The sequence below is a fragment of the Thermodesulfobacteriota bacterium genome, assembly GCA_035325995.1.
Classification (GTDB): Bacteria; Desulfobacterota_D; UBA1144; order Nemesobacterales; family UBA2774; genus JADLGH01.
Genome location: DAOKYU010000004.1, coordinates 274901 through 299025, shown reverse-complemented (window position 1 = coordinate 299025; position 24125 = coordinate 274901). Strand labels below are relative to the sequence as shown.

Annotated in this window: 18 protein-coding genes; 5 read left to right on the top strand and 13 right to left on the bottom strand. The window is 55.9% G+C overall.

The genetic code is table 11. From position 1 onward, the window contains the following. Positions 1-138: 138 nt before the first annotated feature. The 3 genes from PKC29_07840 to PKC29_07830 all read right to left on the bottom strand — a co-directional run bounded on the left by PKC29_07840 (position 139) and on the right by PKC29_07830 (position 2659). Positions 139-816, bottom strand: coding sequence for an HAD hydrolase-like protein (locus PKC29_07840; protein ID HML95328.1), 678 nt, complete (start codon positions 814-816; stop codon positions 139-141). Further along, positions 813-1823 (bottom strand): BtrH N-terminal domain-containing protein, encoded by a 1011-nt coding sequence (locus PKC29_07835; GenBank protein HML95327.1) that lies wholly within the window; start codon positions 1821-1823, stop codon positions 813-815. The genes PKC29_07840 and PKC29_07835 overlap by 4 nt, the downstream gene beginning before the upstream one ends. Before the next feature lie 422 nt (positions 1824-2245). Beyond that, a complete protein-coding gene (locus PKC29_07830) occupies positions 2246-2659 on the bottom strand; it encodes an Hsp20/alpha crystallin family protein (protein ID HML95326.1) in 414 nt (137 codons plus the stop codon). Between the two features lie 151 nt (positions 2660-2810). Here PKC29_07830 and PKC29_07825 point away from each other — a divergent pair, with 151 nt between their 5' ends. Next, the gene (locus PKC29_07825) at positions 2811-3317 is read left to right on the top strand and encodes a cupin domain-containing protein (GenBank protein HML95325.1); all 507 of its coding nucleotides are present in this window, start codon (positions 2811-2813) and stop codon (positions 3315-3317) included. Here PKC29_07825 and PKC29_07820 read toward each other — a convergent pair. From PKC29_07820 to leuB, 4 genes are read right to left on the bottom strand one after another with little or no spacing between them, the layout of a single operon-like run. Beyond that, positions 3314-4312: a peptidylprolyl isomerase gene (locus PKC29_07820; GenBank protein HML95324.1), complete on the bottom strand. Its 999-nt coding sequence runs from the start codon at positions 4310-4312 to the stop codon at positions 3314-3316. The two genes, PKC29_07825 and PKC29_07820, sit on opposite strands and share 4 nt — an antisense overlap. A 1-nt stretch (position 4313) precedes the next feature. Then, entirely contained in the window at positions 4314-5168 is an 855-nt protein-coding gene (locus PKC29_07815) for a peptidylprolyl isomerase (protein ID HML95323.1), read from the bottom strand. Positions 5169-5173: 5 nt separating this feature from the next. Next, positions 5174-8620, bottom strand: a complete 3447-nt coding sequence (mfd, locus tag PKC29_07810) for a transcription-repair coupling factor (GenBank protein HML95322.1) — start codon at positions 8618-8620, stop codon at positions 5174-5176. A gap of 26 nt (positions 8621-8646) precedes the next feature. After that, complete coding sequence (leuB, locus tag PKC29_07805) at positions 8647-9720, bottom strand: 3-isopropylmalate dehydrogenase (GenBank protein HML95321.1); 1074 nt, start codon at positions 9718-9720, stop codon at positions 8647-8649. Between the two features lie 264 nt (positions 9721-9984). Between leuB and PKC29_07800 the strand changes: the two genes are divergently transcribed. Next, positions 9985-11925 (top strand): tetratricopeptide repeat protein, encoded by a 1941-nt coding sequence (locus PKC29_07800; protein ID HML95320.1) that lies wholly within the window; start codon positions 9985-9987, stop codon positions 11923-11925. A gap of 5 nt (positions 11926-11930) precedes the next feature. Here the strand turns inward: PKC29_07800 and PKC29_07795 are convergent, their stop codons facing one another. From PKC29_07795 to PKC29_07780, 4 genes are all read right to left on the bottom strand, one after another. Next, on the bottom strand, positions 11931-12689 hold the full coding sequence (locus PKC29_07795) for a fumarylacetoacetate hydrolase family protein (protein HML95319.1): 759 nt from the start codon (positions 12687-12689) through the stop codon (positions 11931-11933). A gap of 124 nt (positions 12690-12813) precedes the next feature. After that, the gene (truA, locus tag PKC29_07790; protein HML95318.1) at positions 12814-13575 is read right to left on the bottom strand and encodes a tRNA pseudouridine(38-40) synthase TruA; all 762 of its coding nucleotides are present in this window, start codon (positions 13573-13575) and stop codon (positions 12814-12816) included. Next, positions 13572-14510, bottom strand: a complete 939-nt coding sequence (locus PKC29_07785) for an ABC transporter permease (protein HML95317.1) — start codon at positions 14508-14510, stop codon at positions 13572-13574. The genes truA and PKC29_07785 overlap by 4 nt, the downstream gene beginning before the upstream one ends. Before the next feature lie 4 nt (positions 14511-14514). Then, a complete protein-coding gene (locus PKC29_07780; GenBank protein ID HML95316.1) occupies positions 14515-17466 on the bottom strand; it encodes an MXAN_5808 family serine peptidase in 2952 nt (983 codons plus the stop codon). A gap of 825 nt (positions 17467-18291) precedes the next feature. On the opposite strand from PKC29_07780, the gene PKC29_07775 reads away from it, so the two are divergent. The 3 genes from PKC29_07775 to thiI all read left to right on the top strand — a co-directional run bounded on the left by PKC29_07775 (position 18292) and on the right by thiI (position 22661). Then, complete coding sequence (locus PKC29_07775; GenBank protein HML95315.1) at positions 18292-19251, top strand: hypothetical protein; 960 nt, start codon at positions 18292-18294, stop codon at positions 19249-19251. A 67-nt stretch (positions 19252-19318) separates the two neighbouring features. After that, a complete protein-coding gene (locus tag PKC29_07770; protein ID HML95314.1) occupies positions 19319-21352 on the top strand; it encodes a hypothetical protein in 2034 nt (677 codons plus the stop codon). A 178-nt stretch (positions 21353-21530) separates the two neighbouring features. Next, positions 21531-22661, top strand: a complete 1131-nt coding sequence (gene thiI / locus PKC29_07765) for a tRNA uracil 4-sulfurtransferase ThiI (protein HML95313.1) — start codon at positions 21531-21533, stop codon at positions 22659-22661. An 87-nt stretch (positions 22662-22748) separates the two neighbouring features. Here the strand turns inward: thiI and PKC29_07760 are convergent, their stop codons facing one another. After that, positions 22749-23285 carry a twin-arginine translocation signal domain-containing protein gene (locus tag PKC29_07760; protein ID HML95312.1) on the bottom strand — a complete coding sequence of 179 codons (537 nt, stop codon included), beginning with the start codon at positions 23283-23285 and terminating at the stop codon, positions 22749-22751. 20 nt (positions 23286-23305) lie between these two features. After that, positions 23306-24121 carry a peptidylprolyl isomerase gene (locus tag PKC29_07755; protein HML95311.1) on the bottom strand — a complete coding sequence of 272 codons (816 nt, stop codon included), beginning with the start codon at positions 24119-24121 and terminating at the stop codon, positions 23306-23308. Positions 24122-24125 lie beyond the last annotated feature (4 nt).

Genomic DNA, 24125 nt, shown 5'->3' with positions numbered 1-24125 from the left:
ACTCTCAATCACAAGGCGGGCTCCCTCACAAGGGCAGCCCGCCTTTTTTATTGCCGGAATGTCCCGGATCGATAATGCGGAGTGTGAGTCTTTTGAGTTGTAAGGTTCGGAAGAAATCCCGTCCGGCCCCCGAATTCCTCAGCCTAATATCTCTATGAAGCCGTCGTAATCGGTAAGGTCGTCGAATAGAAAGTCGGGGCCGTGCTCCCTTAGCTCTGCCGACTTGTAACGTCCCGTCGCGACCGCAACCGTAACCGCGCCCGCGGCCCTCCCGTGTATTATGTCGAAGGGCGTATCCCCGATAACGACTATACTGTCGAATCCCCCGGCCCCCCTTTCGTGAGAACCCGCCCTTTCGATGGCTGCCCTTACGAGTAATTCCCTGTTCTCCGAGTCCGAGCCGAACCCGCCGAACGTAAAATGCGCGTCGAGCCCCGCCCGCCTGAGCTTTATCCACGCCCCTTCCTCTATATTGCCGGTGGCCAGCCCGAGGAGCATATCCTCCCTCAGGGAAAGACCCTCCAGAAGAAACGGAATCCCCGGCATTATATCGACCTCGCACGCCGCGACCTCCTCTTCGAGTAGCGCGACGTACTCCCTGAAAATCTCGAGCGCTTCGCTCTCCGTAAAATCCCGCGCCAGCTTGTTCATGAACATCTCGCGAAGGATGAGCGGGTCCGTCTTACCGGCGGCGTCCACGCCCGCCATCGCGTCACTGTGTCCGAGGAGCTTCTCGAACGCCCTGTTCACGGCCCTCGTGCCCGCGCCGTTCGTGTGGAGAATAGTGCCGTCTATATCGAAAAGTAGCAGCTTCATTTCCCGCCGAGCTTCTCCAGGGCGTAGTTATAGTATTCCGTTTCCATCTCGTATATCCCGGCCGCTATTTGCGACGCCTTTTTAAGGAGCGCCCTCTCCGGCTTTTCCCTCTCGCTTATCTCCTTTAGCAGATCGGCCGCCTCGCTCCACCTCTCCCCTATCCGGTCCATCTTCTTCGAGAGCCCGAGCCCGGAAAGGCGCGTCGTTATCGCCTCCGCCTCTCTCAAAAAGTCCCTGTACATCCACCTGAAGCCCGCTCCCCCGACGCCCCTTTTTTTTATCACCTGGTATCCGAACCTGGCGCACCACTTCCAGTCGCGAACGTCCTTCCACGAAGGAAGGTCCTCGGCCCACGTCTTTATTAGCCTCACGGCCGACTCGCCCCTCCCCCCGGTCACGCCCTCCAGCATCTTCCGCGCGTTTATGCCTATCGCCTCCGGCGCGAGCTCCGAAAGCGGCCTTAACTCTTTGGGCACTATCATGTCGAGGTAATTGTTGTGGAGAGGATTCGGCGGAGCTGACGACGCCATGCTCACGGCCAGGTCATCGTACGAGACCGTCTTCAGGCCTTCGAACTGCGTATCGGCGACGTGCACTTCCCCCTTTTCGTCGTCGTATCCCCAGACGGAAATTATGTGCCCCGGGAAATGCGTCGACGATTTATAGTAGTGAAGATAAAAAATATCCGTCTGAATTATCGCCGGGATACCGCGGTCGATTATCCCCTTTACGGTCTCGACCGCACGGCCCGCTTCGGCGTGCTTCCACCCGGTCTTCCCCACGACCAGGCTGAAGAACGAGGTCTCCATGCCCGGGCCCCGCATGAATATCATGTGCGTCGGGCTTATGTCCTCCCCGACCGTGTAATAGAACCCGAGCCCGCTGCCTATGCCGAAGCACATCTCCTCCGACCACGGATGACCGTAGAACGTCATCACGTCCCTGAGCGTCACCGAGCCGCAATGTATGCCGGGTATGTGTACCCGGTTTTTCAGGAGTCTTTTCACAGGGGTATTAAGCTACCATAAGTTTCAGGTTTGTAATGATTGAACGGGGATTTTTGCCATGGCGATGCTTTTCCCCTCCGCCCGTTCACGGCCGTTTCCTTAATACGAAAGTATTAAGACACGATCAAGATCAGGAAAAAGTATTACATGAAATCAGTACCATCGTCCTCTGTCGAAATAACTTGCGGACATTTATATTTAAAGATAGCGATGGATAAGCGGTAAGACTTGATTCTGTTTCGCTGGTTAGAGAAGGCAGCGGGATATTCAGTATTAAAGTAGGCAGTAAAAAGCCATCATCCTCCATAGGGTGAGCCGGTGAAACCAGTTTTTTCACTGGCTTACCCTTGTTTTTATCCGCCCGTCACAAACGAGATACAAAAAAGGGGCTCCCCCTGGGGAGCCCCTTCGCGTAAGCTTATTTAGTTCACTTCTACCTTGATTTCCTTGGGCTTCGCCTCTTCCTTCTTCGGCAGGGTGACTTCGAGCACGCCGTCCTTGTAGGCCGCTTTCACGTTCTCCGTATCCACCTTGTCCGAAAGTGTAAAGGTCCTCGAAAAACTTCCGTAACGCCGCTCGACACGGACGTAGTTTTCCTTCTCGGTCTTTTCTTCGAATTTCTTCTCGCCCTTGAGCGTCAGCGTCTTGTTGTCGATGTCGATATTGATGTCTTCCCTCTTTACTCCCGGAAGCTCGGCCTTGAGCACGAAGGCGTTTTCGTTCTCGCTGATATCCACTCTCGGATGCCACGCTCCCTCGGCTTCGTCGGCCCACTTGTCAAAATCGGCATAAAACGGCGCAACCCTTCTAAACGGTTCCCAAACTCTTAATCTCATGGTTAAAACCTCCTTTCCGCAAATTCATTTTCTTTTCCTACATTCCGAAATTAATCATCGCATAACGGTTTTCAAGGGAAAGTTTTTCGCGAGCCGAAAAAATGGTTAAGATAACGGAAACGCGAAAAGAGACTGACACAAAGGAGGCCCCATGACGGACGCCGAAAGAATCATAAAGCTTTATAACATGAAGCCCCACCCGGGCGAGGGCGGGTATTACGTCGAGACGTACAGGTCAAAGGAGACGGTGGGTAAAGACGCTCTTCCCGGGGGGCGGTACGAAGAAGACAAGTCGCTGTCGACCGCGATTTTCTATCTCCTCACTTCCGACTCGAAGTCCTTGTTTCACCGCCTGAAAAGCGACGAGATATATCACTTCTACATGGGCGACCCTGTAGAGCTCGTGCTGATTCACCCGAACGGGAGCACCAAGGTCCTCTACCTCGGGCACGATCTCAGGGCCGGGCAGTTCGTCCAGGCGGTGGTGCCCGCCGGGATGTGGCAGGGCGCGAGCCTTCTCGAAGGCGGTGAGTACGCGCTCATGGGGACGACGGTCGCCCCCGGTTTCGATTTTTCGGATTTCGAGCCGGGCGTGAGAGAAGACCTTCTCTCGGAATTTCCGCTTCACAAAAACTATATAGAAAAACTCACGCGTTAGAGTCTCACGTCTATGTAGGCGTTACTCTTAATGCTGTCGAGCCAGACCTTTAACTGCTCCTCGGCCTTCTGCCTGTAGAGCGTGTCGGTGATTTCCTTTTTGGTCTGGTCGTCGATTGCGAGCTGCTCGGTTGCGGAAGGACCCTTTTTCGCCTTCTTCTCGCCGCCGACAGTCTTTCTTTCGACCACCTTTATAACGTGGTATCCCGCCGGGGATTCCACAGGGCCGGCGACGCCTCCCTCGGGCGTACTCTCCACGGCCGTTTCCAGCGTCTCGATGAGGTCTCCCTGCTTGAAGTAGCCGAGGTCCCCTCCCTTATCGGCCGAGTTGGAGTCGTCCGAATATTCCTTCGCGAGCTGGGCGAAATCCTGTCCCGACTTCGCCATTTCGGCCACCTTCTCGGCGCGCCCTTCCGCATCGGGCGAGCTCGACGATATCAATATGTGCGCTATGCGTACTTCCTCGGCGGGGCCGCTCGAAGGGGCCGAGCTTGTAACCGTCCCCGTGCCGCCGCCGTAATTCGCTTTATAGTACTCCGCTATTTCGTCGTCCGTGACGACGATCTTGTTCTTGAGCTGGGATTCCAGCAGCTTGTTGCTGAGCGTCTGGAGCCTCCACTGCTCCCTGAAGCTTTCCATGGTAAGGTTCTGCTTTTTTAAGACCTCTTCCATCTGCTCGTCGTTCAGATTGAATCTCTGCTTCACCTGCGCTATGCCGGCGTCGAGCTCGGCTTCGCTGACCTTTATCCCGAGCTTCTCCGCCTCCTGCTCGAAGAGCTTCTGCTCTATCATCTGCTGAAGGACCTCGTCCTGGTCCATGCTATGGTCGTTGGTGAGGTTGATGCTCGTTACCATCTCGTTCATTTCGGAGAGCGTGATTATGTCGTCGTTCACTATAGCCACCACCCTGTCCACGGTCTCCCTGGACTCCGCCGCCTGCCCCGCGATCAAAACGGCCGCGGCGACTATAAACGCTTTTAAAAATCCTGTTTTCATATTATTCACTGTCTCTTCGCTCCTCGAGTCTTTCTTTGTATACCACGACTCCCCGTTTATCTCTCAGGCCTTCTACGTATTCGAGCACCTTTTCGTTCACTACGGCCGCCTCTATCTTTCGCGAAACCTCGCCGAACGGAACGGGCTCCGGCCCTTTATCAAGCTTAATTATATAGAATTCGTTCCCAACTTCCAGCGGGCCCGAAATCCCGCCCTCTTTTGAGGCGAAGATCTCATCCTCGATCCCGGGCGGGAAAAATCCCCTCGATATATCCTCGCTCCTGCTGTCGTCGGCCTCCGCCGCAAGGCCTGCCCACGGCTCGCCCGCCTTCGCCCTCCCGGCCAGGGACTGCGCCTTTTCCGAGGCGGCGGCCCTGTCCGTTCCCTTCCTGACAATTAGGCTCGTTACCTTTACCCTCTCGAACTCCTTCCCGTTTTTTTCGTAATATTTCCTGAGCTCGTCGTCGCTCACGTCTATCCTGCTCAATATCTCCTGCGCAAGCGCCTGCCCGACGAGCTGCCGCTTGTAGCTTTCGGTCTTCTCTATTATGTCTTTCCTTCTGTCTATTCCCATCTTCTCCGCCTCCGAGCTCAGCACCCTCTGGTTAATGAGCGCGTCGAGATAAGCGGCCTTTCTTTCGGGCGAGGACTCGTAAAGCTTCTTCTGGTTATAGGGCAGCTTCGCCAGCGCCGCGTTCAAATCCCCGATTGTTATCTCCTCCTCCCCGACGACGGCCACGACCTCCGGGTCCTTCGGCACCGGCCGCTCGCCCTCTTTTCGCCCCGCCTGGAACCTGTCCATATCGCCGCACCCGGCGAGAAGAAAACAAACCGTCAGAAACAGCAGAATTCTCATGGCTCCTATCTCCTTTTAACGCTCCTCTTCCCGGCGCCCTGTGCCGCCTTCTCTCCCCCGCCCAGCGCGTCGAGGGCCGCCCTCGTTTCTTCTATGGGGTTTTCCGTCTCGAAATAAAGCTCAAGCCTCCCTTGCGGCGGATAAGACGCATAGAACCGCGACTTCGGCGAGAATTGAATCGCCGTCCGCTTGCCCGTAATATCCGCCTTCTCGACGCCCAGCTTTCGCATGACGATCCTCAGCTCGATGACGCCTATAAGCCCCGCCGCCGGAGCGGGCAGGTCGCCGAACCTGTCCGCGAGCTCCGCCGCTATGCCGCCCGCCTCCTCGAGGCTCGCCGCCGAGGAGAGCCTCTTATAAAACAAGAGCCTCTCGGCCTCGTTCTCGATATATGTGTCCGGGATGAACGCCGGCGAGCTGAAGGAAATCTCGGGCTCCCTCTCGTCCGTGTCCTCCTGTCCTTCGAGCCGCCTGACAGCCCCCTCCAGCATGTCGAGATAAAGCTCAAGACCCACGTCCGCGATGTGCCCCGACTGCTCGGTCCCGAAGAGATGCCCCGCGCCCCTTATCTCCAGGTCCGAGAGTGCTAGCTTGTATCCCGATCCCAGCTCCTTTAACTCCGATATCGCCTGGAGCCTCCGCCGCGCATCCTCCGAAAGCCCCCCGGCCGCCGGAATCAGCATATACGCGTACGCCTTTTTGTCCGACCTCCCGACCCGTCCGCGAAGCTGATAAAGGTCCGCGAGCCCGAACGTATGCGCGTTGTCGATGATTATGGTATTCGCTCTCGGTATGTCGAGTCCCGATTCCACTATAGCCGTCGTAACGAGTATGTCTACGTCGCCCTCTATGAACCTCGAAATCGATCTTTCGAGCTCCCGCTCGCTCATCTTCCCGTGGGTGACCTCTATGCTCGCCTCCGGGAGGAGCTTCCTTATTTTGTCGGCCGTCCTGTATATGCTCTCAATGCGGTTGTGTATGAAGAACACGGCCCCGCCGCGCGCAAGCTCCCTCGCCGCGGCCTCGACTATTATCTCCGGCGACGATTTATATATGTGGGTCTCTATGGCCTGCCGTCCCTCGGGCGGGGTATTTATGAGGCTGATGTCCCTTATCTTCGCGAGCGAAAGCTGAAGCGTCCTCGGTATGGGAGTCGCGCTCATCGCTATCGCGTCCACCCCTTCCTTTAACTTCCGGAGCTTCTCCTTCTGGGCGACTCCGAACCTGTGCTCCTCGTCCACGATGACGAGCCCGAGGTCCCTGAACTTCACCTTCTCTCCGAGAAGAGCGTGCGTTCCGATCACCATATCTATCTTCCCCTCTTCGAGCCCGTGGCGTATCCTGGCCGCTTCCTTCCCTGCCTGCCACCTCGAAAGCTGCTCCATGCCCACGGGATACCCCGCCATCCTCCGCCGGGCGGTGTTGTAGTGCTGCTGCGCCAGAAGGGTGGTGGGCACGAGGAATGCTACCTGCTTTCCGTCCTCGACAGCCCTGAACGCCGCCCTTAACGCAACCTCCGTTTTCCCGAAGCCGACGTCCCCGCATATGAGCCTGTCCATCGGCATCGGAGCCTCCATGTCCCTCATCACGTCCTCGATGGCGGCCTCCTGGTCGGGGGTCTCCTCGTACTCGAAGGCGAGCTCGAACTCCCTGAACATATCGTCCTTCGGCGAAAAGGCGTATCCCTTCCTCGCCTTCCTCCGCGCATAAAGCTCCAGCAGCTCCCTCGCCACGCTCTCGACGGCGGTCCTTACCTTCTTTACCCGGAGGCTCCATCCCTGATGACCGAGCCTGTCCACCTTGTGCGGCTTCCCGTCGCCGATATACCTCTGAACGAGCTTCAGCTTGTCTATAGGGACGTATATCTTGTCCCCGCCGGCGTATTCGCACTGTATAAAATCGCCCTCTGCGTTCCCTATCCTGAGCCGCTTAAGGCTCCTGAAAATTCCGATTCCGAAATCGACGTGTACGATGTAGTCCCCGGGCCTGAGCTCGCTGAAGGACGTTATGAACGCAGACGGCGCGTCCTTTCCCCTCCTGGCCGCGCGCCTCTCCTTCTTCTCGCCCAGTATGTCCCATTCGGTGACTACCTCGACGCCGGCTTCGGGCAATATAAACCCGTGCGACAGATCCCCCGTGTGCGCCCTTAGCTTCTTCACTCCCCTTTCCCTGAGAAGGGCCAGGAGCTTTTCGAGCTCGGTCTCCGTCTTGAATACGACGTGAAGCTCGTACCCCTCGTGCTTCGCCTCGTCTATCTCCTCGATGAGCGCGTCGAGCGGGGACTCGTGCTCCTTGCGCGTCTCGATCTCCGGCAGCCGCCCGTCGAACCTTATCGTCTCCCCCCCGGCTTCCCTCGCTTCGAGCACGGGCAGCGAGATATTCTGATACTCCGAAAGCCCCCGGCTCACGTCCTCACCGGATAAAAAGAGCTCCTCTTCCCCGGGCGCTATCTTGAGATGCCTTCTCGCCGGGGCCGCCTCGTCGCCCGGGGCCCCGGCCCGGAGCCTCAATCTCTCTTCTGTCTCCTCGGGGAAGTCGTTCACGATTACGAAATTGTCCGAAAGATAGTCGAACACCGTCCCCGGCTCTTCGTAAAACGCGGGCAGGAGCCATTCCATGTTCGGCACCCTCCTCCCGGCCTCGATTTCGTCTACGAGCGAGAACTTGTCCCTCGCCGTGACCTCGCTGTCCCCCGCCCGGCGTTTCAGATATTCTACGGCCCGCTCGATGCCCGGCCCCGTCATTATCACCTCGCTCGCCGGCGGTATGCTCACGCTCGAAACCCTGCCCCGGGACCTCTGGTCCCCGGCGCTGAAGTACCTGAGCGAGCCTATCTCGTCGCCGATGAACTCCACCCTCACCGGGTCCTCCGCGCCCGGCGGATATATGTCTACGATAGCCCCCCTGGTGCTCGTCTCTCCCGGGCCCTGGACGAAGTCCGCCGCCCTGTAACCCGACTGTGCGAGCCTCTCCGTGAGCTCCTCCCTCGCGAGTAAAGCCCCCTTCCCGATTTCCATAACGGAGTCCCTGAAGGCCTCCACCGGCATCGTCTTCTCGAAAAGGGCCTCAGCTTCCGCGACGACAACCCGGCCCGACGCGGCGGCCTCGAGCCACGCTATGCGTCCCTCCGATATACCGTCGGGGGACGAAAATATAGCGCTCCTGTCCGTAAGCTCCCTTTTGAGGAGAACGGGGGGTTTTGCCCCCAGGAAAAACGACAGGTCGCACGCGGCGGCCTCTGCCTTTTTCTTGTCGGGATAAATAAATAAAGCGGGTCTCCCGATAGTCTTCAGGAGGGCGTGCAGAAGGAAAAATTTCGACGAGCCCTTAAGCCCGGGCAGGCTCACGGACTTCTTCCCGGATTTGAGTCTCCCGGAAAGGTCCCTGAACCTGCCGCTTTGCTTCAGCACCTTTTCTATGTTGTCGGATTTAAAGCGTGATTCAGCACTCACGCAAGATAGTATATATGGATTTCCGCTCAGCCGTTAAGCTCTTCGGCCACGAGCCTCCCCATCTCGGCGCAGCCGACTTTCTTCGTCCCTTCCTGGAATATGTCGGCGGTCCTGTAGCCCTTTTCGAGCACCCTTCTGACGGCGTCCTCGATCTCTCCCGCGGCCGCGTCGAGGTCCAGCGAATACTTCAGCATCATGGCCGTCGTCAGGAGAGAGGCTATGGGGTTCGCTATGTCCTGCCCGGCGATGTCCGGGGCGCTTCCGTGTACCGGCTCGTATATAGCCCCCTTGCCGATGCTGGCCGAGGGCAGCATGCCGAGCGACCCCGTGAGCTGCGCCGCCTCGTCGCTTATTATGTCGCCGAAGAGGTTCCCGGCGAGCATGACGTCGAAGCTCTTCGGCCTCCTTATGAGCTGCATCGCCGCGTTGTCCACGTAAAGATGCTCCAGTTCGACGTCCGGGTATTCCTTCTCCCTCACGTTCGTAACCACCGTCCTCCAGAGCTGCATCACGTCCAGCACGTTCGCCTTGTCTATGGACGTCACCTTATTTTTTCTCTTCCTCGCTATGTCGAAGGCCACCCTCGCGATCCTCTCTATCTCGTGCGTGGTGTATACCATCGTGTTATACCCCTTCTCCTCGCTGTCGGATATCCTGTCCACTCCACTCGGCGATCCGAAGTATATCCCGCCGGTAAGCTCCCTCACGACCATTATGTCCGTCCCCTCGACGACGTCTCTTTTTAAAGTCGAGGCGTCGGCGAGGGCGGGGTACACGACCGCCGGCCGGAGATTGGCGAAGGCGTCAAGCTCCTTCCTTATGGCCAGAAGCCCGCTCTCCGGTTTTTTCGAATGCTCCAGGTTCTCCCACTTGGGTCCCCCCACGGCGCCCATGAGGACGGCGTCCGACGCCTTTGCCTTATCCAGCACCTCCTCCGTCACCGGCGCCCCGTGGGCGTCTATCGAGCTCCCCCCGAAAAGCTCGGTCTCGAATTCGAATTCCACGCCGTGTTTCTTCCCTAGTATTTCGAGTATGTCGAGACTCACATTCGTAACTTCAACCCCTATTCCGTCCCCCGGAAGCACTAGTATCCTGGGCAATTTCCTTCTCCTTGACAGTTGTTTTTGACAGCACGGTATTTTACCCACCTCGAAAATATTGCAAAAGTGCCGATTTCATAATTCTTATGAGCCCGACCGCCCCGCTCCCGGATATCGTTAATCGAATATTTCTTCTGGAGCTTTTATGTATATTGTTTAGAATTCTGAATCGGAGCCCGGGCGCGGATTCGACGCCCGGCGAGTCCGCCGGATATATCGGCGGGACAGGCGTGGCCGCCTCCTTACATACGCAGAGCCTGATAAATGAAAAACCGAAAGAAAGATAAATCCGTAACACAGAAAACCCGGGAGAACCCCGTCTCCGGCGCGGCTCCCGGGCGAGCTTCCTTCGCCGCCGGGTTCTACCCTTATTTTACGAACAGGATCGTCCTTTGCCTTATTCTACTCGTTGTCTCGTTTGCGGTCTTCATTCCGTCCCTCGACAACGAATTCGTCTGGGACGATGTGACCTTCATAGTCGACGCCGAATCCTACCTCGAAGAGTTCGACTTCAGCCCCGCGTTCCTGATCAAGAAGCCCAAGTCGTCCGTAAAATACTACAGGCCGTTCTTCACACTCTCCCTCGTGACGGACTACAGGATGTGGGGCCTTTCTCCGTTCGGGTATCACCTGACCAACATACTCCTCCATTCGGCCTGCACGCTGGCCCTTTATTTCATGGTGCTGGTGCTCGGCCGGGAGTTCAGGCTCAAGAGCCCGGATGCGGTCGCATTCCTTTCGTCCCTTCTTTTCGCCGTCTACCCGCTCCACGTCGAAAGCGTAAGCTTCATATCGGCGAGGGCGGACATGATGGCCGGGATGCTCCTCTTCCTGTCCGTCGGGTTCTACGCGCTGTCCTACAGAAAACTCCTCTACCTCATCCCGGCGGTGCTCAGTCTCTACCTCTCCCTCTACACGAAGGAAGTCGCCTATTCATTTCCGATAGTCCTTCTCGGCTTCGACCTGATCAGCCGAAGGTTTTTCAGCCGCGTAAACATAGCCAAGTACGCCATAATACTGCTTCTCGTATCCGTTTACGTCGTCGTGAGGTCGGGCTCCTTCCTCTCGGGTTCTGATCTTATGAAGCAAAGCATGATCAGGGGCCTCTCCGGCATGGAGATGGTAACCGAATTCCTCGTCGGGTTTCTCGGCTCGTATCTTTACTACGGGTGGAGATTCGTCTATCCCTACGAGCTCGATCACTTCATCGCCTCCATACCCGGCGGAAGCGCGTTTTACATAACCCTCTCCGTAATCTTCGTGCTCGCCGTAGTGGCGGCATTCATCGTCTCTATAAAAAAGAAGGAGGACTACACCGCTTTTTCCCTTCTTCTCCTCTTCGCGACGCTCGGCCCCGCGGTAATGATCGCGATATTCCCCACCGCCATAACACGCTTCGCCGAAAGGTTCATGTACATCCCCTCGGCCGGCTTCTGCATGCTCGCGGCCTACGTAATCGTCCTCGCCGGTTCGCGTTCCGGGATCAGGTGGCTCGGCTGGGCGCTCGCCGGCGCTCTCACGCTTTCTTATGCGATCGTAACCGTAAACGGACAGGCCGAGTGGCAGAACAACCTTACCTTCTGGAAAGCGGCCGTCGACAGAGCCCCCGACGCCCTCACCCCCAGGGTGAATTACGGGGAGGCCCTAAGGAACGTCGGCAGGACGGAGGAGGCGCTCGAACAATTCAGGCTCGCGAGACAGCGCACGAGCAAGGTCGAAGTAAGGGGAAGGACAATCTCCACCATACCGCTGGCCATGAGCTACATAAACCGCGGCAACTACGGCATGGCCGAAAAGGTACTTGAAGAGGCTCTAAGGGACGACCCCGGAGTGGCCGCCGATTACAATCACCTCATGGGCTACATATGCATACAGCGTAAGGATTTCGCCGCGGCAAAGGACTATCTCCGGGAGTCGCTGAAAATAAGATGGTGGAACGCCAACGTCCACTATCTGCTCGGGTCGATTTATTACACCGAAGCCGGGGAAAGTAAGTCCATCGAAGATTATAAAAAAGCCGAAACCGAGCTGAGGGCCGCTGTCAGGATAAACGGCAAGCTTGCCGAGGCGCGCGTGGCTCTCGCGAAAACACTCCTCGCGACGGGAAGGAAGGACGAAGCCGTCTCACAAGCGAAAGAAGCCCTCAAGACGGCGAGGATTCCCACGACGGTCGCCGAGGCCAAGGCGATAATCGGAAAGGAATAACCCCCTCAGCCGACGCTGTTCGTCAGCCGCCCTATCCCCTCTATCTCCACCTCCACCATGTCGCCTATCTTCATGGGGCTTATGCCCGACGGAGTCCCAGTGGATATTATGTCCCCGGGGAGGAGCGTCATCACGCGAGACACGAAGCTCACGAGCTCCGGCACGCCGAATATAAGCTCGGACGTCCTCGAGTGCTGCTTTCTCTCCCCGTTAATATAGGTCGAGATTTCGAGGTCCGACGGGTCTATCTCCGTCTCTATCACGGGCCCCGCCGGTGCGAACGTATCGAATCCCTTGGCCCTCGTGAACTGTATGTCCTTTGCCTGGAGGTCCCTCGCCGTAACGTCGTTAAGGCAGGTGTAGCCCAGTATGTACTCGCCGGCGTTTTCCGGGCTCACGTCCCTGGCCGCCTTCCTTATAATAAGGGCGAGCTCGCCCTCGTAATCGACGCGTGAAGACATGTGAGAGGGATATTTTATAATCCCCCCGTGTCCGATGATGGCGGTGGACGGCTTAATGAAGAGCCTCGGCTCCTCCGGGAGCTCCTTCCCCATTTCCGCGGCGTGGTCCCTGTAATTGAGCCCTACGCCTATTATCTTCGTCGGGGCGGAAGGCGGCAGGATATTTATCGCGTGCGGGTCGTGGGCCCGGGACGAAACACCGAATTCCCCGTAAACCTCCCCGTCTGTCTCGTACACCTCGCCTTTATCGTAAACCCCGTATCTCGCCCTGCCGTCGTTCGTGTCGAACCTTACAATCTTCATATCGGCGTTTCCTCTTTGGTGGTTTTGTGTCCCGTATTCCGCCCGTGAGTACGGAATTATACACGATTCGGCCTGAGCGTAAGCATGGGCCGGGCGGGGCGCTCGATGTATGGACGACAGGGGCCTAGTACAGAACCTCTTTCAGGTACAGCCCGCGTGCGGGGGCTGCGTGGACGTGCTTCGTTTTTTCGCCCCGGTCGAGTATGTCCGAAAAGTCCCCGGGCGTGATCTTTCCCTTTCCCACCTCCACCAGCGTCCCCACGATCAGCCTCACCATCCTCTTCAAAAACCCGTCGGCCTCGATCGTGAACGTTATAAAGTCCCCCTTCTTCACAGCCTCCGCCCGGAAGACTGTCCTGACCGTAGACCTCACCGTTATCCCCGCGTGTGCAAAGGCCCTGAAGTCGTGCTCCCCGACGAGCGCGAGCGCGGCCTCTTTCATGGCGTCGGGATCGAGCTCGGGATATACGTGCCACGCTCTCTCCCTCAGCATCGCCGACCTCTCCGGGCGGTTCAGTATCTCGTAGACGTACGTCTTTCTCTTCGCCGAGTGCTGTGCGTGAAAGGCGGGGTCCATCTCTTCCGCCCGGAGTATCGCTATGTCCGGGGGCAGGAGCGAATTGAGCCCCTTGTGAATCCGGGCGAGGCTGAGCGAGCTTTCCGTCCTGAAGCTCGCCGTCTGCCCGAGGGCGTGGACGCCGGAATCGGTCCTGCCCGATCCGTTCACGACGGTCCTCTGGCCGGTCATGGATTCGAGCGCCCGCTCTATCTCGGCCTGCACCGTCCTTCCCGACGGCTGGCGCTGCCACCCGACGTATTCCGTGCCGTCGTATTCTATGGTGAGTTTTATATTCCGCAACCCCTCGGTGAGCTTTATGTTCCTCAACCCCTCGCGCTCCCCTCGTCGAGCTTTATGCGCGGGTCGAGGCGCGCGTAGCAAATGTCTACGATAAGGTTCGCCAGGACGAGGACGATTGTATATACAATCGTTATTCCCATGACGAGCGGGTAATCCCTGTTCGATACGGCGAGGACGAAGAACCTCCCGATCCCGGGTATGGCGAAAATGTATTCGACTACGAAAGAGCCCGTCACGAGAAACGCCGTTATCGGCCCCAGCACGGTGACGACCGGGATGAGGGCGTTCCTTAATATATGCCTCGTAGTTATCGTGAAGCGTCCGAGCCCCTTCGCCCGCGCCGTCCTCACGTACAGCGACCTCGACGTGTCGAGCATGCTCGCCCTCATAAGCCGCGCGAGATAAGCGGCGGGCGCCGCTGCGAGCGTCAGCGCGGGAAGGACGAAGTTCTCGGGCTTTCCCCACAACGCGGGCGGGAGCCATCCGAGCTTTATCGAAAAGAAATATATCAGCACTGCGCCCACGACGAAGCTAGGCACCGACACCAGCGCCGTCGATACGGAAACGGAAGCGAAATCGAAAACCCCTCCCTGCTTCGACGCGGCCGCGATGCCAGCCGCGCTTCCGATGACTACGGCGAGGACGAGGCTTATAAGCCCGAGCTGCGCCGATACGGGAAGGGTCTCCCGTATGATCTCGTTTACGGATCTGTCTATGTATTTATAAGAAGGTCCGAAGTCCCCCCGGGCGAGGTCCTTCATGTATTCCAGGTACTGCACCGAGAGCGGCTTGTCGAGCCTGTACTTGGCCTCTATGTTCTCTTTTATCCGGGGCGGCAGCTTCTTCTCGGTGTCGAACGGCCCGCCGGGCAGCGTTCTTAACATAAAGAACGTAATCGTCGCTACGGCAAAGACGACAAAGATTCCTGTAAGGGTGCGGGCGAGTAAGAATTTGCCGGTCAACCCGCTACCCTTGCTGCGCCTCTTTCCTTACGACAAACGACTGCTTGGATAAAAGCCCCTTCGTATCCTTGGCTATAACCGTGATCAGGTTTACGTCTTCATCGAGATTGATCTCGACGGACACCGGAAGCTCCTTCTTCGCCGACGGAATGAGCGCTACCTTGTTGTCCCCTATGAAGACCGACACGAGCTCGACGCCGTCGTTGCTCGTCACCTTCCCGTCGAGCGTGATCGTGGACGCGGATGTCGTGGCGGGCGGAGGCGTGAAGCTCATTATGGGCGGCGCCTCGAACGTCTTCCTGAACTGCGGCGCCCCCTGCCCGGACGTCCCCGACTGCGATTCCGAAACTATGACCTTGTCCTTGTTCGCCCACCCGATGAAGTCGTTGTCGAGCTTTATCTTCACCCAGTTGCTGTTCTGTCCGAGCGCGCTGAACGTGGCTCCCTTCTCGGCCGTCGCCACTATCGGCGCGTCCTTGAAGCTTCCGCCGCGTATCGGTGCGCCCTCGCCGGGCACTGTGACGAAGAGCTCTTTCTGAACGAAACCCTCGCCCTCGCCGACTCCGGGTATTTTCGACTTGCTGATGAGTCCTTCCTTGAATACGTCGTCCACTATCTGGAGCTCCAGATCTATCGTGGGCTCCGTGCTGTTGACGGCGAACGTGAACGCCGCGTCCCTCACGTCTCCGGGCGGGAGGTTCTCTATTTCTGCCCGTCCCTTTTCGAGGAATATCTTGTCTCCCGAATTATTCTTCAGCGTAAGAACGGTCTTCTCGGATGTCCCCTGCCCGATGTTCTTCACCCTTACCAGAAGCACTATCTCCTCGCCGGCCTCGGGAACTCCGTTTCCGTTGCCGCTCGAGCCCAGCCGCCCGTCGTCGACTATCTCGTAATTATATGAATAGAGAGGCCTTTCGAGTCCCGTCGTCCTGGCGTCGAGCTTATAATCCGGAATGGGCGACTTGGCCGCATCCACGAATTCGAGGCTCACTATGTCGTCCCTCGTGAGCGTCCACTTCGGCACCTCGAACGTCGTGGTCCAGGACCTCTTCTCGCCGGGTTCCAGCTTTCCGAATATGAGCTCCTTGCCTTCGAAGACGGGGTTCTCCGACCTCGTGGTGGCCATGAGCCTGTACACCGGCTCCTGCCCCTTGTTCTCGACTTCCACCTTGAGCTCCAGCTTCTCCCCGGCCTTGACCTCGGGCCTCGCCGGGGTTACAACCGTCGATATGGAAGGCTTTTCGATCTTCCCGTTTCCGTTCGACCAGTCGACGCCGAGGGCGTGCCACTTATCCTCGATCTTGTATTCCTCGGACTTCGAGATCTTGTCGACGTCCGGCTTGATCTCCCCGAGCGATTCCGCTCTCGACTGCATCTTCGAATTTTCTATAATGTCCTTCGCGAGCGATACGTAAAAATCTTCGTCTAGGGCTTTACGCCTCTCATCCTTGGTCAGCGCCTCTTCGGGTATCGGCTCTGCGTCGTCCTCCGAGGGCTCTATCTTTTCGTCGAGATACGATATGTTGTAAACGGGCTTCTCGAATACCTCGTGTTTCTTCCTTGCATTTTTCTTCTGCGGCTGGTTCAGGCGGTTGTCGGAATCCGGATGGAAGACCGAAGATTCCCCCGTGAATATCGTCGGGTGGAGCATGATGTCCGGCGTGACGCCCACGTCCTGTATCGACTTGTCCCCCGGCGTCAGGTACTGCGCGATGGTCAGCTTGAGCGCCGAGCCGTCGTTAAGGTCGAATATCTGCTGCACCGAGCCCTTGCCGAACGTCCTCTCGCCTATGACTATAGCCCGCTCGTTGTTCTTGAGCGCTCCCGCCACGATCTCGGACGCGCTCGCGCTCCCGGCGTCGACTAGAACCACCACCTTCCCCGTAAACTCCTCGTCCTTGTTGTTCGCGTGATAGGGCTTTGACGAGCTCCCTATCTGAGTCGTCACTATGACGCCGTCCGTAAGGAAGAGGTCCGAGATCCTCTGCGCCTGGTCGAGCAGACCGCCCGGGTTCCCCCTGAGGTCGAGTATTATACCGCTCGGCATTTCGGGGCTCGTGTTAAGGCTGTGGAGTATGCTGTCGAGCGTGTTCTTCTGAAAGTCCCTGATCCTTATGTATTTGATTCCGTCTTCGAGGTCGAACGTTTCGACGCTTTCTATGACGATAGTGTCCCTTACTATCTTGTATTCCTTGGGCTCCGAAAGTCCTTCCCTCATCACGTGTATCGAAACCTCGGTCCCCTTTTGCCCCCTCAGCTTGCCCACCGCCTCTATGAGCGACATGTTTATCGTCGACTCGTTCTCTATCTGCACTATACTGTCGTTGGGCTTTATCCCTATCCTGTAGGCCGGGGTGCCCTCTATCGGTGATATGACCGTGAGGTTTCCGTCCCTGACGCCTATTACTATGCCGAGCCCGCCGAAGCTCCCTTCGGTCTCTATCATGAACTCCTTGTATATCTGGGGGGTGATTATCCCCGAATGCTGGTCGAGTGATGTCAGCATCTGGTCCAGCACGGCGTATTCGATATCGCTGACCTTGGGGTCGTTCCCTTTAAGGTGCGGTGTAATAAATTCGAAGACCTGCTCGAGCCTCGCCGTTACGAGGTCGAGGTCGTTCACCCCGCTCATGTCGAAGGTGGACTTTTCCCCCTCGACCTGAACCACGAACGTCCCCCCGTCCTCTCCCTGGGGGAAGTCGACGAGCACCTCGTCTACTATCTGCTCCAGCCTGTTCAGGCCCTCGACCAGCATGGCTTTGGGTTCGACGGCGGACTTGTCTACGTAATATCTCTTCACGTATTGCATTACGACGTTGGTTATGTTAAGGCTGTCGGCTTCGGCATTTCGATCGAGATTTAAAAGACTTGGAGATATAAAGAAAAGATATGCGGAAAAGACCAGCACCGCGGTGAGTATAAGAAGTTTACTTGCTTTTCTGGAAAGGCTTTTCAAAATTGGTTCTCCTTTCGGTTGTTATATCTTAGATATTATCACACCATATACTTGGGCAATCAAATTAATTAGGTTCGTCCCCCACGCCGCCCGGCCGCCCGAGTGGCCGAAATCGGCGTGCTCCGTTAATTCTAACAGATTATATGCCGGGCTGTATGGCGGATTATGTCGGGCTGTATGGTGGATTATGTCGGATTGTATGGCGGATTATACTGGTTTGTATGTCGGAACGGCCCGTTTTCGCGGGTATTCCAGTGGTCTCCGCGGCCCCATTCCGGACCTGTTTGTTCGCGGTTGCGTAGGCGGTCGCTTCCGGGGCCCTCTCGGGCCGCTTTCGGGCCCCCTGTCCGGTTTCACGGCCGGGACGAGCGTGCGGTGATTACAGGACCTCTGCTCGGGGCTTTCCGGTCCCCGTTTTCGGGCTCTCCGTACTCATTATTTATTAATGCCAAAAAGTCTTGACAGGGGTTATAATATGTGATGTAATTGCTGTAATTCAGAGGAGGAAGGAGTCTGATGCAGACCGTCCGGAAAGTTCGCCTTTGCCCCGGAGAAAAGGACTTGACAACAAACTCATTCTATGTTGTAATTCTGTGCAGTTGTGAAATGCTCGGGTATTTGTATATCGAAAGGATTGGAGGTTGCCTGTAGAGAGCAAACCCGGAGTCTATTTCCCATTTTCGCAGGAAATTCCAGAGGAGGATGTCTATGAATAGAGAAAACTTAATAAACAATACCAAAACAAGGAGGAAAGGTTCAATGCTACAGGATAGTTTATCCAAGTTTAAGTACTTTTTAGTGCTTGCATTACTTGCTGTTATACCTATGCAGGCATTCGCTGGCAGTCCGAACAATTTTTACGATCCGATTGACAACACGGACACCGGCGCTGACAGGCTGATCTACTACTACGATCAGCTCGGCAGGGAAACATTCGTCCAGGTTACCAACACCTCGGACGAGTTCCTTGATATTCACGTGCAGGTCTTCGAGGCCGACGATTTTTGCAACGAGGTTGACTTCAATGACGTCCTCACCCCCGGCGAGACCGTAGTTTACGACATGGCGGCCCTTCCGGGTAACCCCGACCTTACGGACAGCTACGGGTTCGTGTCCATCACTCTCGACACCACGGAATCTTTCGTTTCCGGCGCGCTCATCGGCTCGTTCAGGATAATAGACTCCGAGGGTTACGAGTACAGGACGAACGCTGCTTCTTCCGACTTCGTTCCGCAGGACTTGTTTGTTCCGGGTGAGTTCGAAAACGTTCTCAACTTCAACAACGTGAACGATCCTGCCTTCTCTGACGTAGTCGGCATCACCTATGTCGACCTTCTCGACGGCCGCAACGTATACGCTGCGCCTGGCGTTGGCACACAGTTTGGTGGGGCGGGCTCTAGTGGCCAGAACCTCATTTTCGACCACAGCGAGAATTTCAACTCCTGCAGCCCGGTCGTATTCGCTTGCGACCCTGACTCGATCAACCTTGGTATAGACAACTCTGTACCGAACACCCAGGGCTTTGCGAGGATCTGTAACACGAGCAAGCTCGAAGGCGATGCTCTTCCGGTTGATTCCGGCTGGCTCCTTCTTCCGTTTGTCGGCAACATCTGCATAGACCCGCTGGTTTCCGGTGGCGGCACCGACAGCCTCGAGGGTGAGTGCGGGTTCCCGACCTATTTCGTCGGCTTCCTTGGTCTCAACAACGGTGACGGAACCGGATCCATGGATTCCTGGCTCTCCGACCCGGATTTCATTGAGATAGCTCAAGAGGCTGGCAACTAAGGACGGATGATGGGTGACATCGATGAATAGCGAATGCATAACAAATTTAAAAAAGGAGGATAAATAAATGATAAGCAAGTTAAGGTTTTCTTTGATAGCTGTAATTATGCTTGTCCTCTTTGGCTTCGGGTTCCAGAACGAAGCTAAGGGGCAATTGGGCACTGATAATCAGTTCTGCCCATTCATTCCGAACACTACGGGCTGGCTTGATATAGGCATCTCCGGCTCCGAAAGGGACTTCTCCGCCGGTCTTATCGGTACGGTTGAAGGCTCGGCCGTAGGAGCGGTTGGCGGCATGGATTGGATGCATGTCGACTTTACCAACTTCGACCAGCCGTTCCCGACCAACATGTACGGCGCTCAGGCAGTAAGCTGGTGGACGCAGGCCGAGGGCAGGACGACTGTTCTCCAGGTCACCAACGCGTTCAACGAATTTGCTGTGGTTCACGTACGTATACTCGGCGCTGATTGTCAGGAGCTCACTAACTTCTGTGACTTCTACACCGGCGGCGACACTCACGCATATGATTTCAGCGACCTTATCACCAACGATGGCGTAGAACCCAACGATGGTGTTCTTCAGGGTAAAGAGGGTTTCGTCGTGGTAACAGCCGTTGACGAATGCCCCTCCTCCGACGTCGCTGTAGACTACAATGGCCTCGCGGCTACGACCTATGTCGTGGACTCCGACGGTTATGAATACGGCATGAACGCCTATCACAGGGCGGCAGTCTGCTTCGACTTGGACGAGCCTGCAACGGCTAACCTCATCGACAACGGCTCTTTCGAAACCGGTCCTGGCTCCGTTCCTGAATGGTTCCAGGTTCAGGGTGATTCCTCTGTAGTAGAGGCTTCGGATATATCACCGGCGGTTAATCCTCCGCTTTGCGACGATCCGGAAGACCCTGAGTGCGACGCTCCTAACGCCAACAGGTTTATGGCCTTCGTGGGATCCTCTGCGGCTACGGAAACGAGCTATTATGGGCAGTCGACTAACGTAGGTCTCGGTTCTATAACCTCATTAGTTGCTGCATCGTTTGGAACTCCAGAAGACTTGATCGATACTGGTGTTGTTGAAACTAATGTGTCTGTTCTGGAAAGCAACATCTTCACCCCGGGTGACCTCCAGAACGGTTCCACGAACGGTACAGTCAGCTACCAGCTTTCGCTCTTGACCGACGCTGACGAGTGTGACCAGTACGCGATGGTTTGTACGATCGACGTAACCAACTTCCCGACGAGCGCGGAATTCGAGGATTGCAACTGCTATAGCTTTACTGGTAATGGGACTGCTCCTGTTAGCCTCGAGAGCTGTCAGCAGTTGAGCAATCAGAATACGACCGGCGTAGACGCCCCGGGTCTCCCTGCGTATAACTTCGCGACGAGGTCCGGTTTTGTAACCGGCACGCTTTCTGCTCCTCAGGACGCTCTTCTTGGTCTCTCCTATGTTGTTCAGGTCATCACTGGAGAAAAGGAGGACTGCGTACAGGATGGAGGCACTGTAGGTGCTTTTGCCGACAACTTCAGAATCATTGAGGCGTTCGACCTTACCCTCGATTGCGACTTCATCCTCACTGGCGCCGAGAACTCGTTCCTCACCAGCTTCACTCCGACGGCCATGGCGGGTCAGTTCAACGTTCTTCCCGGCAACGAAGCCGGCGCAGGCGCTGACGTTGTTCTTATCAACTTCGCTGACCAGTACGAACCGTCATACAGGCCGGTTCCCGCTTTCGTAGCGGTAACGGCCGGTATCTGGGATGAATTCGAGGTATTCAACAGCTGCGGTGATACCCAAGCTTGCTACCTCAGGCTCGGTATTGACGAGAACGTGATCATCAGCGACGACTTCACGCCGAGTGGCCCGACGACGACTCCGACGACTGGTCCGACGACCGGCCCGACGACCCCGCCGACGCTAACCCCGCCGACGACGACCCCGCCGACGACCTCGCCGACGAATCGTCCGGGTGGTGGTGGCGGAAGCTGTGCGATAGCCGGCGCTCCGGTACAGCTTGGTACCGCGATGGCTAACGTACTTATACCGCTGGTTCCGGTAGCCTTTGCCTTCGGTGTAAGAAGACTTAGAAGAAAGAAGAAATAAGAATCGGTAAATAACCCGGTGGTGAGCCTTGGGCTCACCACCACTTATTCTTTCTTCAGTCTTAACACGATAACAATGAATAATAAAACTGCCGGAGAAGCTGATTGACAGCTTCTCCGGCTTTTTTTATACTATCAGCCTTACAAAGCACTAACCTTCTCAAACCTTGCATTCCGTTATGAAAGAGAAAACAGTAACGCTTATTCACTATGGAGAACTGTCTCTGAAGGGCAGAAACAGAAGCCTCTTCGAAATAAAGCTGCAGGAAAATATCCAGATAATGACGGGCGGAAAGGTCCTTAGGCAAAGGGGCCGATTCGTCATGGAAGGCGGAAACCCGGAGGCTCTTTCACGGGTATTCGGGATTTCGTGGTACGCATCTGCATGTGTTGTCGACAAGGACTACGAATCGATACTGAAAGCCGTACTTAAAAGGGTGGAGCAAGCAATCGAAGGCAAAGCGGATTTCGGCGTACACGCAAACAGGTCCGACAAGAGCTTTCCCATACCATCGATGGAGCTGGCTTCCAGGATTGGCGGTGAGGTGGCTGCCAGATTCGGTCTCCCCGTGAACCTCAAAAGCCCCTCGCTCAGGATCAATATCGAGATAGCGGACAGGGTCTACATATACTTCGACAGAATAGAAGGGCTCAGGGGCTTCCCTACCGGTGTTAGCGGCAAGGTGCTCTCCCTCTTGTCAGGCGGCATAGATTCGCCTGTCTCCTCGTTTCTCATGATGAAGCGCGGATGCAGGGTCGATTTTATCCATTTCCACGTTTTTAGTGACAATAATAAGGTTTTCGGGTCGAAAATGGAGGAGCTGGCGAGAACGCTCGATTCGTATCAGGGGGAATCGCGCCTTCACCTCGTTCCATACTACCCGTTCGAAATGGCGCTTCTCTGCGCGGGGGACGTAAAAGGCCACGAGTTGATACTCTTCAGGAGATTCATGGCGCGCGTGGCGTGCAGGGTCGCTGCGGCAGAGGGGTGCCAGGCTCTGGTTACAGGGGACAGCCTGGGGCAGGTCGCGTCGCAGACAATGGAAAACATCGTGCTATTCCGTGAAGCCGCTTCCCTGCCTGTATTTCAGCCGCTCATCGCGTTCGATAAACAGGAAATAGTCGATTACGCCAAGAAAATCGGCACCTACGGTGTTTCCATAGCCGATTACAAGGACTGCTGCTCTATTGTTTCGTCCGGGCCGCGCACCAGGGCGAATCGCCGGCGCGTCGAAGAGCTTGAGAGTGCCATGAATATTGAAAGTGTGCTGGATCAAACAATGGAGCTCATTACCATACATGAGCTCTGAGGCGCTGCAGGAACTATGTAGGGAAGTTTAATCTCCACTTATGGATGTGAAGGAATACGAAGAATAAAGAAGCGGGTATATAAAGATCTACTTTTTCTTGCTGCTTTTGGGTGGCTCGCTATAATCCATAAACCCTCTGGGCTGGGGTGGGCCGTCATAAGAGAGCTTCTTCCATACGGCCGGGTCTCCGTAGTAAAACTTTACCACTAATGTCCTGAATTGATTGAAAAATTGCCTGTTCCTGAAGCTGACGTGCTTCAGTACTTTCTCGATCTCTTCCTTGTTGTCGAGGTCGTAAAATGACTTCTGGAAGGCAGCCTTGCTTACCGATTCGAGGTTCCAAAAACCGGCGTCGAAGAAAGTGGCCGCGCCCTTGTCCCTCCTGAAGTAATTCATCAGTTTTTCCTTCATGCCTATACTGCCGGCTCCGGGTACAAGCTCTTCGGCCATCCTCTCCATGTTTTTTTGGGTCCTTTCGTTGAATATTACGTAACCCTTCTGTATCTCGATCCCCGTTTCGGGGGATTTCTGCTTTGCGAAGGCGCCGGGAACACCTGCCAGCACCTCGCCCCCGATTGCGCCTATCGCTACCGTTTTCAGGAATTTTCTGCGTGAATTTTCCATGAGATGTTACCGCCTGCTCTTTATCTTACGATTTCTATTTCCATATTGTTTTCCCGGGCGATTTCGCGGGACTTATTCTCTATCGAATTAGCTTCTTTTCTGGCTTCCAGATTATTCCTGATGGAGAACTTCAGGTTCGCAAGGGGGGTTTCCTTGACTTCGACTATTTTCAGTATGCTGAAAGTGCCGTCCGTCTTCTTTACGACTTCGGAAAGCGAGCCGACTTCCTTGTCGTCGAAGTACTGAACGAACTCACGTCTCGTGCCGAGATCGTTAAAGATAATCTTGGGATCTTTCCCGGCGAGGCTGCTTGCTATGTCCCTGAGCTCCTCCCCCTCTCCCGCGAGCTTCAATATCTCGGGGCCGAGGTTCTGGTCTGAAAAGTTGATTTCCACAATATGATACGCTGAATACCTGTCTTTGTTCTTGTTGTAATACTCTTCTATATCTGCATCTGTTATTTCCTTTACGGGAGGGAGGTTCTCCATGATATCCATTCTCACGTCCCTGACGACGAGACTGGTCTTGAAGTCGTCCACTTTCTGCTCGTACTTTTTGTCTACGCCGCGCCTGAGCCCTTCCTGGTAGAGTATCTCGTTCGTTATCGCCATGTCTACGGTCCCGCCCCTGAGCTCGTCCTCGTATACGGGTACGCCGTTCACATACGCTACCACCTTGGAATCCCTCTTCGGCTTATACCTTTCGACCTTGGCTGTTTGGGAGTCCTGCTGTACTGTTTCACCCGCATTCCCGGCTTTTCCGTTGTCCGATCCGGATTGATTGCACCCCAGTAATAAAACGGCTGTGATCAGGATTAACGGTGCGCTTTTTTTCATCAAA